The organism is Mesorhizobium sp. LMG17149, from assembly GCF_024518695.1.
Taxonomy (GTDB): domain Bacteria; phylum Pseudomonadota; class Alphaproteobacteria; order Rhizobiales; family Rhizobiaceae; genus Mesorhizobium.
In genome coordinates this window covers 78,015-91,674 of sequence record NZ_JANIFL010000006.1, presented here as the reverse complement: position 1 = coordinate 91,674, position 13,660 = coordinate 78,015, and the positions used below count along the sequence as shown (strand labels likewise).

The window sequence follows — 13,660 nt, the reverse complement described above, 5'->3', positions numbered from 1 at the left end:
CGTGTGTTGGTGACACGGATATAGGTCGGGCAGCTTTCCGGATAATCAGCCGCCTATTGACATCACTATTCGGAAACTGCGAACAAAAGCCATGGATCGACTGGACACGATGCGGCTCTTCGTTCGCGTTCTGGAGCGGCGCAGCTTCACCGCTGCCGCGGCCGATCTCGGCCTGCCGCGCTCAACCGCGACGGAATCGATCCGGCGGCTGGAAGAGCATCTCGGCGCGCGGCTGCTGGAACGAACGACGCGGCAGGTGAACGCCACCCAGGACGGCGAAGCCTACTATCGGCGCTGCCTGTCGATCCTGGCCGAAATCGAGGATGCCGAAGCCGCCTTTCGCAATGCCGAGCCTTTCGGCCTGCTGCGCATCGACGCCAGCACGCTGCTCACCCGCACCTTCCTGTTGCCGCGCCTGCCGGAGTTCCTCGCCCGCTATGTCAGGATCGATCTGCAGATCGGCCAGAGCGACCGGCTGGTCGATCTCGTGCGCGAAGGCGTCGACTGTGTGATCCGCGTCGGCGAGCCGCCCGACAGCGGCATGATCATGCGGCGGCTGGCTGTCATCCGCGAGATCACCTGCGCCAGCCCTGCCTATCTCGAGCGCCACGGCACGCCCGTCTCCCCCGATGCGCTCGACGGTCACCAGGCGGTGGGCTTTGTTTCGTCGCGCACCGGCGAGACCCTTCCGTTCGAATTCACCGTCGCCGGCAGTATCCGTGAGGTGCGGCTGCCAGGCCGCGTCGCCGCCAACAATTCCGACACCGCCGCCGATCTGGCGCGGCTTGGCCTCGGCCTCATCCAGGCGCCGCGCTATCGCTTCGAAAAGGATCTGGCGGATGGGACGCTCGTCGAGGTGCTGGCCGACTATCCGCCATCGCCAACGCCGCTGTCGGCGCTCTACCCGCAGAACCGTCAGCTCTCGCCACGCCTGCGCGTCTTCCTCGACTGGGCCTCGCGCATCTTCGCCGAGGCCGATCTCTAGGGCAATTACAGGAAAAATGTGAACATTTTCCAGGAAAGCGCCTCACGGGCTGAGGCCGTTCCGGTCCAAAGGCGGACAAGGGCGAATGAGCGCACTTGATCCATAGCCGAAGTTTCACGAAAATCATCCCAAAGTCGGTTGCTGCCATTCAGCGCGCCACTTTCCGTCTGTTGGACTGGATATTGCGGCGCCTGGCCTAATCGCCGCAGTTGAGGAACCGGATAGCCATTATGAGGAGACTGTTTATAACGGTCGCTGAAATCGCGATGACCAAGGGGAGACGATGCGCTACATACGTCCGCTTTCAATAGAAGATGCCGTTGGCCAGTTGGCCGGGTCGGCTGGTACGGCCGCCATCCTCGCAGGAGGCAGCGACCTCCTGGTCAGGATGAAGGGCGGCTTTGCCGAACCAGAGCTGATCGTCGACATCAAGGCGATCGATGGCTTGAGCGAGATCCGGGAAACGGCTGAAGGCTTCAGCATCGGCGCCGCGGTTCCCTGCGCCGTCCTGGGGGAGAACACCGCCCTCAAAAAGGCATGGCCTGGCATCGTCGAGGCGGCCAAGCTGATCGGCTCGAAGCAGGTGCAGGGACGCTGCACCATCGTGGGCAATCTCTGCAACGCCTCGCCGGCCGCCGACAGCGTGCCTGCGCTGGTTGCCGCCGGCGCCAAGGCAGTGGTCGTCGGGCCGGCGGGCAGGCGCACGATCCCCGTGCAGAGCGTGCCAACCGCGCCGGGCAAGACGTCGCTGGCCAAAGGCGAGATCATCGAGGCGATCCTGCTCGACAAGCGCGAGCCGCGGTCTGGCGATGCCTATCTGCGTTTCATTCCGCGCACCGAGATGGATATCGCGGTGGTCAGCGCCGGGGTGAACCTGACGCTCGACGAGCACGGTGTCGTCAAATCGGCCCGCGTGGCGCTGGGCGCCGTTGCAGCGACGGTGCTTCTGGTCGAGGAGGCGGCGGAGGTGCTCATCGGCTCCAGGCTGGACGAGGCGACGCTGGAGCGGCTCGCCAAGGTCTGCGCGGGGGCATGCCGTCCCATCGACGACAAGCGCGGCACCATCGAATTCAGACGAAAAGTTGCGGGTGTGCTGGCCCAGCGGGCCGCCACATCAGCCTATGCACGTGCAGGAGGCAAATGATGGCTGGTATAGCAGTTTCAACGACAATCAACGGCGACGCTGTCGAGTATCTTTGCCAGCCGGACGAGACGCTGCTCGACGTCCTGCGCGATCGGCTGGGGCTGACGGGCGCCAAGGAAGGCTGCGGCACCGGCGACTGCGGCGCCTGCTCGATCATCCTCGACGACCGGCTGGTGTGCTCGTGCCTGGTGCTCGGCGCCGAGGCTGAAGGCCGCCGCGTCGAGACCATCGAGGGCATGGCCCATGGCGATACGCTGCACCCGCTGCAGCAGAAGTTCCTCGAGCATGCGGCGCTGCAATGCGGCATCTGCACGCCGGGTTTTTTGATCGCGGCCAAAGACCTGCTGGCGAAAAACCCCGACCCGACCGAGGAGGAAATCCGCTTCGGCCTTGCCGGGAATCTCTGCCGCTGCACCGGCTACGACAAGATCGTGCGCGCCGTGCAGGACGCGGCCATCGTGATGAAGGGAGCCTGAGATGAATTTCGATCCACGTTTTTCCGGACGTAAATTCGCCTCCGTCGGCACGCGTCCGATCCGTCCCGACGGCATCGACAAGGTGACGGGCCGCGCCCGCTACGGCGCCGACTTCAACATGGCCGGCCAGTTGGTCGGGCGTGTCCTGAGAAGCCCGCACGCCCACGCCAGGATCGTCAAGATCGACACGTCCAAGGCGGAAAAGCTCGCCGGCGTCAAGGCGGTGATCACCGCGGCCGACCTGCCCGATCTCACCGATGGCGATGCCGCCATGTACGACGTCCTCGACAATTGCATGGCGCGCACGAAAGCGCTCTATGACGGCCACGCGGTCGCCGCGGTCGCTGCGATCGACGCCCGCACGGCCAGGCAGGCGCTGAAGCTCATCGAGGTCGAGTACGAACTGCTGCCGCATGTCACCGATGTCGACGAGGCGGCGAAGCACACGGCGCCCTTGATCAATGATGCCATCTTCACCGAGGGCCTCGAGGAAAAGCCGGTAAAACCCTCCAACGTCACCAAGCGCAGCCAGTTTGGCCATGGCGATGTCCATCAGGGCTTTGGGCAGGCCGACTTCATCGTCGAGCGTTCCTTCAAGACCGAGCAGACGCACCAGGGCTATATCGAGCCGCATGCCTGCGTGGCGAATTTCAGTTCCGACGGCACCGCCGACCTCTGGGTGTGCACGCAGGGCCATTTCGTCTACCGCCAGCACTGCGCCCAGCTGCTTGGCATGGAAGCCTCGAAACTGCGCGTCACCTCCTCGGAGATCGGCGGCGGTTTTGGCGGCAAGACCCATGTCTGGGCCGAGCCGGTGGCGCTGGCGCTGTCGCGCAAGGCCGGACGGCCGGTGAAGCTGGTGATGACCCGCGACGAGGTGTTCCGCGCCTCGGGCCCGACCAGCGCCACCTCGATCGACGTCAAGATCGGCGCCCGCAAGGACGGCACGATCACCGCCGCCGAAGCGACGCTGCGCTACAGCTGCGGCCCGTATGCCGGCTCCTGGGCCGAGATCGGTGCGATGACGGCGTTTGCCTGCTACAAGCTCGATAACGTCAAGACGGTCGGCTACGAAGTGCTGGTCAACCGGCCGAAGACCGCGGCCTATCGCGCGCCCTCGGCGCCGATGGCGGCCTTCGCGGTGGAAAGTGCCGTCGACGAGCTGGCCAAGAAGATCGGCATGGACCCGGTCGACTTCCGCATCAGGAACGCCGCGCAGGAAGGTACGAGATCCTCCTATGGCCCGGTCTACGGACCGATCGGCATCGGCCCGACGCTGGAGGCGGTGAAGAGCCATCCGCACATGAAGGCGCCGCTGGGCAAGAACCAGGGCCGTGGCATGGCTTGCGGTTTCTGGTTCAATTTCGGCGGCCAGACCTGCACCGACCTCAACATCGGCATGGATGGCTCGGTCTCGCTGGCCGTCGGCACGGTCGATGTCGGTGGTTCCCGCGCATCGCTATCGCTGGTGGCGGCGGAGGAACTCGGCATCGACTATTCCCAGGTCAAGGCGATCGTCGCCGACACGTCCAGCCTCGGCTACAACGACATGACGGACGGCAGCCGCGGCACCTTCTCCTCCTCCATGGCGACAATCTCGGCCGCCCGCAACGCGATCAAGATCCTGCGCGAGCGCGCCGCGCAGATGTGGGACATTGCCGTCGACGACGTGATCTGGGAAATGGGCCACGCGATCGCCAAAGGCGAGAAGCACGGCAATCTCGGCAAGCTGTCGCTGAAGGAGATCGCGGTCGAGTCGGGCAAGACCGGCGGACCGATCGCCGGCCACAGCGAGCTCGTCGCCGATGGTGCCGGCGTCTCCTTCGCCACCCATATCTGCGATATCGAGGTCGATCCCGATACCGGCGCCACCAGGGTCATCCGCTACACGGTCGTGCAGGATGCCGGCAAGGCGGTGCACCCGACCTATGTCGAGGGACAGTACCAGGGCGGCGCCGCGCAAGGCATCGGCTGGGCGCTCAACGAGGAGTATATCTACGGCAAGGACGGGCGGCTGCAGAATGCCGGCTTCCTCGACTACCGCATCCCGGTCTGTTCGGACCTGCCGATGATCGACACGCAGATCCTGGAGATTCCCAACCCCAACCATCCCTACGGGGTGCGCGGCGTCGGCGAGACGTCGATCGTGCCGCCGCTGGCGGCGATCGCCAATGCGGTGTCGAACGCCGCGGGCGTGCGCATGACGCACATCCCGATGTCGCCGCCGCGCATCCTGGCGGCGATCGAGGCGGAACGGGAATGGTCGAAGTAACGCTCTGGGGCTCGCTCGCCGCGACCGCCGGAGGCAACAGCAAGGTCGAGATCGAGGCCAAGGACATAAGGGAACTGTTCAGGAAGCTGGCTGAACAGTATCCCGGCCTCGAGCCCTGGATCGACAAAGGCATCGCCGTCGCCATCGACGGGACGATCTACCGGGATACGTGGTCGAAGAAGCTGCCGGAGGGGGCGGAGATTTTTCTGCTGCCTAGGCTGGCGGGGGGATGAGCGGACGGCTGACAGGGTGAAAAGTCTCTCGCCGTAATTCTACGAAGGCGCTGTTGGATCCGACCGGGAGAGGTCTGCTTTGCGCCGTATATAGGCCCTCCAAGCTGAAACCGGATATTGAATCACAGCGGGTGTTTCGAGGTGTTGAACATCGCCGAATGCCGCATAATGGCAAGGGAATGAGCTTGCCCCTGTCTGCTCACCTTTCAAAGTCAGCTTTGTAGCGCCGGACCTTTCCTGTGGTCTCCCGCGCAGATAGAAATTGCACCTGCAACCGTCACCGCCGCTGTTCCACGTATCTTAATCCACGCGTGTGGGCGCGTCGCATAGGTATACACGCGACATTAGCTCCCGGTAATTGTCCACGGCGACGAGAAGCTTTACACAAGAGCGGAAAATGCTAAGCGCCAAGATGCAAAAGCGTCGCCGCACGGGGAAAAATAGACTTTAGTGGAACCGCATTCGAAGCCAGCTAGTGGAAAACGATCGGGTCACGGTCCAAGCTTTCTGAGGTGGGCGGGAAGCAAGCGACAGACGCTGCGTGTCCTTAAGGATTTCGTGCCGAACTCAACCAGACACTACGTTGAACCCTTCGCAGGTTCCGCAGCGCTTTTCTTCGCGACAAAACCAGTAGAGGGAACGTTAGCGGATTTGAACGGTCATCTGATCAACGCACTTAAGCAAGTTCGACGCGCACCTAGGCGCATCCACGAGCGCCTTAACGCGATTCCGCGGAGTGAAGAAAATTACTATGAGTCTAGACACAGATTTAATTCGCTATCTCCGAACGGGGAAGAAGCTGCCACACTTTTCATTTATCTAAACAGAAATTGTTTTAACGGCCTCTGGCGAACAAACCAACGTGGATTATTCAATGTGCCATTTGGTGGAGACGAAATGGGGGCCTCCCCGCCCCTCTCTCTATTCATAGAATGCGCCAATTCGCTTCGTGGCAAAAAATTACTCCATCAAGACTATCGTAGAACAATAAAAAACCTCGACGGCCGCCACTTCATATATGCCGACCCTCCTTACTTCACCGCAGCCGAGCGCACCTTTGTGGAGTATGGCGCAAAATCTTTCGGCATGCGCGACTTGGACGACCTTGTCCGCTTATTAAGTCAAGCAGCGGACCGAGGGGCACTGGTAGCGTTGACGTATAGCGGAGCCATGGCCATCCCCAACATTCCCGTTGATTGGAAGCAACACCGATTTGACGTAACGCGCAATGTAGGTGGATTTAGCGGAACTCGTAAGAAACATAGTGAAGTACTATATACTAATATCGTTACCTGAGGGGCGATTGGCTTGAAGACTTTTTTGTTAATTAGCGACATTCACGCCAGCACAATTGACCCTTCGCTGCCTAACGCTCCCTCGTATGTGAGCACCGTTGCGGGCGGTTCTGGCTCGGTTGATCCGATGAAAGACTTGGAACGTCTAATTCGGGACGAGGGCTTACGCCCAGACTACGTACTGTGCCCCGGTGACATAACGAACAAATCGGACCCAGTGGCGCTACGTTATGCATGGGAACGTCTACAGCACATCGCGAGTAGTCTGAATGCTCAGTTAATCGCTACGGTCGGCAATCACGACGTGGACTCGCGGTACCAAGCGAATAAGTTTGACCCCCGAGGCTTCTTGATGGCGCTCAGCCCCACCCTTCCAGTGGGCGACCGCATTAGATTTCTCGAGTTTTGGGCTGAGAATTTCACGGTACTATCGCATGCGGATTGTACTGTCGCCATTCTGAATACAGCGGCGTACCACGGCGGAGGAGCCGAGACCGCAAAAGAAATCGAACACGGTCGGATTAGTGACATCACCCTCAGCCGCTTGGAAGCCACTATCACCTCGTGCCCTGCTACTGCCGTAAATGTACTGCTGTGCCATCACCACCCAATCAAGGGAGAGCCTAGCGACGAGTCGCTGATCGGCCTGACCCGTGGCGGCGAGCGCCTAATCCACATGTTAGAGGGTACGCGCAGGCCGTGGATAATTGTTCATGGCCACAAGCATATCCCTGACTTATTTTACGGGCACGGCGGAGCCAACGCACCGGTCGTGGTCGCTTGCGCAAGTTTCAGTGCCCAGATTAACGCTGACGCCCAAAACAAAAACCCTAACCAAGTCCACTACCTTGTTTGTGACCCTAACGGTGCAACCGCCGCAGGACTAACGTCAGCAGGGCTAGTCAAGAGTTGGACATGGCAGCCTGGTATCGGGTGGCAGCGATCTCGAGGCCAGATCGGGCTCCCTCATGCCATTGGTTACGGATACCGCGGAAACATAGAACTCTTGGTGAACGAGGTTGAGGCAATGCTTGAATCCCGTGACGCTCCTGTTGCGAGTTGGGGCGATGCCATAGCGGTTGTGCCCTCTCTTAAGCACCTAATCCCGGTTGATCTGAATGGCCTGCTCGCTGCGTTCTCGAGCCGCGGACTGAACGTGTTGACCGAAAGAGATGGCAGTCTCGCACAGATTGGTCGGGCTTCATGACTTTCGATCTCGAGTATAACGCTCGTTCATTGCCGGCGGCTGATGTCGCGCGATCCTTCGTCCCACCAGAACCGCACTTTGTCAGACTGCTGTCTCGAAACCACACGCTCCTGTTGGGACCAAGAGGTAGCGGCAAAACAACTTTGCTTAAGATGCTCACCACCCGAGCATTGGTGAGTTGGCAGCACGACGACGCGAAAGACTACGTCCGCCGTATGGAGTTCAATGCGGCCTTCATACCCGCAGACGTGGCGTGGGGGAGACAAGTTGAGGCATTCGGGACCTTCGCATTTTTTCCTCAAAAGTCCGAAGCCGCGTTCGTTATCCACACTCTTCGTGCGCTGGTTTTTGCTATGCGCGAAGCCGTGGAACTCGGTCGAGGCTCCGGTCCCGAATATGCCAGCTCACTCGCTGCTCTTCTGTCGCCAACGCAAGAAGCAGAATTCGTGAAGGTTATCGCGGACGCTTTTGGTATCCAGCCGCGTCTGCCTACGGTTCTGGGGCTGGAGCTAGGCCTACAAGCAGCACTTGATGCAATCAACTTGACGGGCGAAATCGGATCGTTCTCTATCGACTCATTCGCTTCAAAACTAAGCCTACTGATCTCCGCATTTAATGGACTTACAGGGCAAGATCAGAGACGTTGGGCGCTTCTGTTCGATGAGCTAGAAATCGCTCCGGCTCGGATTAAGGCTTTTCTGCTATCCGGTATACGCAGCTTCGATGAAAGGATTATCGTCAAGCTCGCACTTGCCCCGTACATGGATGATGCTGGCTTTGAGCGGGATCCCAAGTCGCCGCAGCCGTTACACGATTATCATGTGATTCAATTGACTTACCCCAATAAGGAGGATGCTTTTGCGTTCAGCTCCCGACTGTTTCAGGAAACGCTGAACCGAATAGGAATAAGGTCTAGAGCGCTGAACTCCGTACTTCGGGTGCCCGCCACGACTGAGAGCTTTGGCCGAGGCACGAAGCGCGGCGCACGCGGGCAAATTCCTGAAGAATTCAGATCGCTCTATAAAAAAGACGGATCTTTCAGGGAGTATTTTGATACAAAAGGATTTGATACCAGCTACGAATTTAATGAAAATTCCGTTGCACAAGACATCAGAAAAGTTCTGCCAATCGTAATCGCGCGTGATTACTATGTTCGTAAGTTCGAAGATGGGCATATGGTTGCAAATCGTTCACGAAAAGCGCCTACACTCTATACTGGATTTCCATCGCTCATAGAGATTACGGAGGGTAACCCTCGTGCCATTATGACCATGGTCGGACCAATGGCACAGGAATACCTTCAAGCAGCGGATGGCGATGCCGAAGGGCCCATATCCCCTGCTTTGCAAGGCCTCGCCATTCGCCGCGTGGAACTACTTCTCACTTCGCTTTTGCAGGTAATACCACTAGATCTTGGGGGGTTTGAAAAAGGAAAAGGTCTTCTCGACTTCGTCGACCAAATAGGGCGAGCGTTTGAAGCACGACTTTTGAGGCGCACTTTCACGCCAGACTACGTCGGAACATTCATCCTCGATGACAATGTCACACCCGCTGTTGTCAGTGCTGTTGGCAAAGCGCTAAATGCTGGTGCATTTGTCCACGTTCCCGCACCCGATTCAAATAGCGATACCTTACTCCGAGGGCTGATTGGGCAAAGGTTTAGATTGTCGTACGCGCTAGCCTCGAGATTTCGACTCCTATTGACACTCGGAGATCGCGTGAGCCTTTCGCGGTTGCTGCTTGAAATGCGAGGTCTGGATATTTCGAACTCTCAGCGAAATCTGTTCGGTGGGGACGACCGTTGATTACCTCTGAAAGCGACGAGGGTCCCACTTCGACCTATTTTGACACCTGCATCGTCGCAGTTGGCTTTGAACAACGATGTCGATGGGTCGTTAGCAAGCACAAAATTCGCACCGCTAAAGGTGTAGGGTTGCAATTCGGTTTTTTGGCTGAGGGATCATACGACGACAACCAGGCATTTTTCTTGAAGAAGGGCTTTGAATTAGCTGCAGGTCTATCTTCTGATACGCCATCAGTCATCTCCGAGGCAATTCAAAACTCTACACCATCTGGGGAAATAAGAACGATTTTTGTTGATATCTCGTCAATGTCTCGGCAGATGATCGCAAATGTAGTTCTAGGGATAAATTTGGCTGCAGCCGCTTTCCCACTGCGAGTGACAGTAGCCTACGCTCCATCGAAATTCGTCGGCCCGGTCGCGCAAGCACCGATCCGATTTGCCAGCCCCATACTTCCCGATTTGGCCGGTTGGTCCTCAACGCCAGAGAAGCCTCTGGCCGCAATATTCGGACTCGGTGCGGAAGAAGGACTTGCGCTGGGAGCACTCCAAACCCTTGAGCCCGATAAGGCTTGGCTATTTACTCCTAAGGGTATTGATACGCGATACGACAAGGCCATGCTAAAGGCCAACGAACACATAGCCGATATTTTCGAAGTAAACCGCTTCGACTACGACATTGTTAGGCCGACGGCGACGCGGGCCCGTATTGAGTATTTGCTAAATTCGATAGACGGATATTTTCGGGTGGTTTCTGTTCCTTTTGGACCAAAGATTTTTTCGTGGCTATCGCTGTCAACTGTGGTTTTTGAACAACGCAACGAGGTCGGTGTTTGGGCTTTCAGTTCAAAGGAACACGGAAAGGTTGTTGACCGTCGAGCACAGGGACAGATTATCTGGCATACGATGACGGTTATCCGACCTACTTGAAGCACTGCTGGCGACAGCATGCATCCGCACCGGGAGATTCCCCGCCGATCTGACGCTCGCCGCGAGGGGACTCAGCCCGTGAACGCTTCGAATGTGTCCCTGGAGGTCAGCATCGCCTGGCCCTTGAACGAGATCAAGAAATCGCCAAGCTGGTACTGGCCTTGGTCGTTCTTGACCAGGATGTCGCCATCAACCTTGTTGAAGCCACTCTCGATGCTTTTGACGATCCTGTCGACGTAGCGCAGGTTGCTTTTGACGGAGAGACTATCGTTCTTGGCCAGCTGCTGCGCGATACGTTGGAGCTTCGGGTCGTCGCCGATGCTTTGCAGCCGCGCTTCAACGGCCTCGGGGCTGGTGCGCGCCAACGGCGGCTCTCCATCACTCGCTTCGCTGCCCGGCGCCTTTTGCCCGGAAGGCTCCGCCAAGGCTATGGATACTTCGTCGGCCGCACCCCAGGGTTCAAATCGCCCTGCAGTTCCTTCGGCAGCGGCAGGCTTGAGCATTGCAAGTGCACTTCCCGCGCGAACAGCTTTCGCTGCTTCTGCTCATGCTCCTTGATGGCCGCGACGAGGCCCATCGAGTATGGACCAAGCAGGACGCCGAAACCCCATCCCGGATGCTCCTTCTCGCGAGCCTGGTAATCCGAAGCCGCCCTGCGCGCCTGCTGGCATGCCGGCGAAGCCCATTTCTGGTCCTGCTGCGAAAGCGACGCCTCATAATCGACCGGCGATGTCGCGCACCCAGCCACTGCCGCAGTCAATGCGAGGCAGATTGCGATTCTCATCCGAAGCCTCTCCTAAGCCTTGTACAGGGCCTGCATAGACCTCTTCATCGCACAAGGCGATAGCTGCGGTCAGGCGCCCTCCCCACCCCCCGCAACCCCTCGCCCTCTCCCCGGCCTTCCCGCGGCCGGATTCGAACCCTGGAACCAAATCACGGGGCCTGGAACCAAATCACGGGCGAGACTGTTCAGTTGTAACTTTGATCCCACGCAGACATCCCGGCCGGCAAAGCGGCGACATTGAGGAGTTCTCACCATGAAGATTTCATCCGGATTTCGTTCCATCGCGGTTGCCGCCATCGCAACCGCGAGCATCGGCTTTGCCAGCGCCGCGCATGCCGACAGCGGCACGATCCGCTTCGCCGTCTACAAGGCGGCCTTCTTCGTCGGTGGCTCCGGAGGGGAAGGAACGTTCACCTTCCACGGCCGCACCTATCCCATCTCGGTCGGCGCTGTCTCGGGCGGCCTCGCCTTCGGCGTTTCCAAGACCTATTTCAAAGGCACCGTGCGCCACATCAAACGTGCACGGGATGTGACCGGGGTCTATGGTGCGGCGGGCGGTGGCGGCGCGCTTGGCAAGGGGGCTCAGGTGATCGTCATGACCAACGACAAGGGCGCCCGGCTCGAATTGACGGGCAGGCAGGTCGGCCTGCAGGTCAACGCCGATCTCAGCGGCATGAGCATCTCGCTGCGGTAAGGGCTAGCTCCTCAACCCCGGCGCTTCCTGCCCGGTGCGCTCGACATATTCCGTATAGCCGCCGCCATAGGTGTGGATGCCTTCGGGCGTCAGTTCCAGCACGCGGTTGGAAAGCGCCGCCAGAAAATGCCGGTCGTGCGAGACGAACAGCATGGTGCCCTCGTACTGCGAAAGCGCCGTGATCAGCATCTCCTTGGTGGCGATGTCGAGATGGTTGGTCGGCTCGTCCAGCACCAGAAGGTTGGGCGGGTCGAACAGCATCAGCGCCATCACCAGCCGCGCCTTCTCACCGCCTGACAGCACGCGGCATTTCTTCTCGATCTCGTCGCCGGAAAAACCGAAGCAGCCGGCAAGTGCCCTGAGCGGCGCCTGACCGGCCTGCGGAAACGCGTCCTCCAGTGTCTGGAACACGGTGCGCTCGCCTTCCAGCACCTCCATGGCGTGCTGGGCGAAATATCCCATTTTGACGCTTGGCCCGCGCGCGACCGTGCCGGTGTCGGGCTCGGAAGCGCCGGCGACCAGCTTCAAGAGCGTCGACTTGCCGGCGCCGTTGACGCCCATGATGCACCAGCGCTCGCGGCGGCGGACCTGGAAGTCGAGCCCCTCATAGATGGTGCGGCTGCCATAGCCCTTGTGGACGTTCTTCAGCGTGACGACATCTTCGCCGCAGCGCGGCGCCGGCAGGAAATCGAAGGACACGGTCTGGCGGCGCTTCGGCGGCTCGACGCGGTCGATCTTGTCCAGCTTCTTCACCCGGCTCTGCACCTGTGCGGCATGCGAGGCGCGCGCCTTGAAGCGCTCGATGAAGGCGATCTCCTTGGCCAGCATTGCCTGCTGGCGCTCGAACTGCGCCTGCTGCTGCTTGTCGGCGATCGCCCGTTGCTGCTGATAGAATTCGTAGTTTCCGGAATAGGCGGTCAGCGAACCGGCGTCGATCTCGACCACCTTGTTGACGATGCGGTTCATGAACTCGCGATCGTGCGAGGTCATCAGCAGCGCGCCGTCATAGTTTTTCAGGAAGGATTCCAGCCAGATCAGGCTTTCCAGGTCGAGATGGTTGCTCGGCTCATCGAGCAGCATGGCGTCGGGCCGCATCAGCAGGATGCGGGCCAGCGCCACGCGCATCTTCCAGCCGCCGGACAGCTTTCCGACATCGCCGTCCATCATCTCCTGGCTGAAGCCGAGACCATCGAGCACTTCGCGGGCGCGGCCATCCAGCGCATAGCCGTCGAGCTCTTCGAAGCGGTGCTGCGCCTCGCCATATTTTTCGATGATCTCGTCCATCCGGTCGGCCTGGTCGGGATCGGCCATGGCCGCCTCGAGGGCTGCCATCTCGGCCGCGACTTCGCTGACCGGCCCGGCGCCGTTCATCACTTCGGCCACAGCGCTGTGGCCTTCCATGTCGCCGACATCCTGGCTGAAATAGCCGATGGTGACGCCGCGATCGACCTGCACCTGGCCTTCATCGGGCTGCTCCTGCCCGGTGATCATGCGAAACAGCGTCGTCTTGCCGGCGCCGTTCGGCCCGACGAGGCCGACCTTCTCGCCCTTCTGCAGGGAGGCCGACGCTTCGATGAAGACAAGCTGACGGCCGTTCTGCTTGCTGATGCTTTCAAGTCTGATCATGCGGTGTCCGGGCTATATGCTTGCGTGAAAGGATTTGCCCGGCGCCTTACGCGAAGGATGGCCGCAAAGAAAGAGGCGCAAGCGCCGCATACAGCGGAACGCCCTTGCCTTCCCCCCTTGTGGGGGAAGGTGGATCGGCGCGTCAGCGCCGAGACGGATGAGGGGTGTTCCAGCGAAGTGAGACGTCGGCGTTCCCTGGAACACCCCTCATCC

At 59.8% G+C, this 13,660-nt stretch carries 13 protein-coding genes; 10 read left to right on the top strand and 3 right to left on the bottom strand.

The window, feature by feature from the left end; all coding sequences use genetic code 11:
- Nucleotides 1-91 precede the first annotated feature (91 nt).
- From NP945_RS15280 to NP945_RS15245, 9 genes are all read left to right on the top strand, one after another.
- Complete coding sequence (locus NP945_RS15280; RefSeq protein WP_127326601.1) at nt 92-985, top strand: LysR family transcriptional regulator; 894 nt, start codon at nt 92-94, stop codon at nt 983-985.
- Between the two features lie 283 nt (nt 986-1,268).
- A complete protein-coding gene (locus NP945_RS15275; RefSeq protein ID WP_256746811.1) occupies nt 1,269-2,129 on the top strand; it encodes a xanthine dehydrogenase family protein subunit M in 861 nt (286 codons plus the stop codon).
- The gene (locus NP945_RS15270) at nt 2,129-2,605 is read left to right on the top strand and encodes a (2Fe-2S)-binding protein (protein ID WP_013530647.1); all 477 of its coding nucleotides are present in this window, start codon (nt 2,129-2,131) and stop codon (nt 2,603-2,605) included. Before NP945_RS15275 ends, NP945_RS15270 begins: the two co-directional genes overlap by 1 nt.
- Nucleotide 2,606: 1 nt before the next feature.
- Nucleotides 2,607-4,877, top strand: coding sequence for a xanthine dehydrogenase family protein molybdopterin-binding subunit (locus tag NP945_RS15265; RefSeq protein WP_256746810.1), 2,271 nt, complete (start codon nt 2,607-2,609; stop codon nt 4,875-4,877).
- Nucleotides 4,865-5,110: a MoaD/ThiS family protein gene (locus tag NP945_RS15260; protein ID WP_027035223.1), complete on the top strand. Its 246-nt coding sequence runs from the start codon at nt 4,865-4,867 to the stop codon at nt 5,108-5,110. The genes NP945_RS15265 and NP945_RS15260 overlap by 13 nt, the downstream gene beginning before the upstream one ends.
- A 450-nt stretch (nt 5,111-5,560) precedes the next feature.
- The gene (locus tag NP945_RS15255; protein WP_256746809.1) at nt 5,561-6,406 is read left to right on the top strand and encodes a Dam family site-specific DNA-(adenine-N6)-methyltransferase; all 846 of its coding nucleotides are present in this window, start codon (nt 5,561-5,563) and stop codon (nt 6,404-6,406) included.
- 12 nt (nt 6,407-6,418) lie between these two features.
- Nucleotides 6,419-7,612 carry a metallophosphoesterase gene (locus NP945_RS31995; protein WP_372337972.1) on the top strand — a complete coding sequence of 398 codons (1,194 nt, stop codon included), beginning with the start codon at nt 6,419-6,421 and terminating at the stop codon, nt 7,610-7,612.
- The gene (locus NP945_RS15250; RefSeq protein ID WP_256746808.1) at nt 7,609-9,417 is read left to right on the top strand and encodes a hypothetical protein; all 1,809 of its coding nucleotides are present in this window, start codon (nt 7,609-7,611) and stop codon (nt 9,415-9,417) included. Before NP945_RS31995 ends, NP945_RS15250 begins: the two co-directional genes overlap by 4 nt.
- On the top strand, nt 9,414-10,343 hold the full coding sequence (locus NP945_RS15245) for a hypothetical protein (protein ID WP_256746807.1): 930 nt from the start codon (nt 9,414-9,416) through the stop codon (nt 10,341-10,343). Before NP945_RS15250 ends, NP945_RS15245 begins: the two co-directional genes overlap by 4 nt.
- Before the next feature lie 71 nt (nt 10,344-10,414).
- Here NP945_RS15245 and NP945_RS15240 read toward each other — a convergent pair whose 3' ends face one another.
- Nucleotides 10,415-10,846 carry a hypothetical protein gene (locus NP945_RS15240; protein WP_256746806.1) on the bottom strand — a complete coding sequence of 144 codons (432 nt, stop codon included), beginning with the start codon at nt 10,844-10,846 and terminating at the stop codon, nt 10,415-10,417.
- Complete coding sequence (locus NP945_RS15235) at nt 10,771-11,127, bottom strand: hypothetical protein (RefSeq protein ID WP_256746805.1); 357 nt, start codon at nt 11,125-11,127, stop codon at nt 10,771-10,773. The genes NP945_RS15240 and NP945_RS15235 overlap by 76 nt, the downstream gene beginning before the upstream one ends.
- A 253-nt stretch (nt 11,128-11,380) precedes the next feature.
- Between NP945_RS15235 and NP945_RS15230 the strand changes: the two genes are divergently transcribed.
- Nucleotides 11,381-11,821 (top strand): hypothetical protein, encoded by a 441-nt coding sequence (locus NP945_RS15230; protein WP_256746804.1) that lies wholly within the window; start codon nt 11,381-11,383, stop codon nt 11,819-11,821.
- Between the two features lie 3 nt (nt 11,822-11,824).
- Here the strand turns inward: NP945_RS15230 and abc-f are convergent, their stop codons facing one another.
- Nucleotides 11,825-13,447: a ribosomal protection-like ABC-F family protein gene (gene abc-f, locus NP945_RS15225; protein ID WP_256746803.1), complete on the bottom strand. Its 1,623-nt coding sequence runs from the start codon at nt 13,445-13,447 to the stop codon at nt 11,825-11,827.
- Nucleotides 13,448-13,660: the final 213 nt, after the last annotated feature.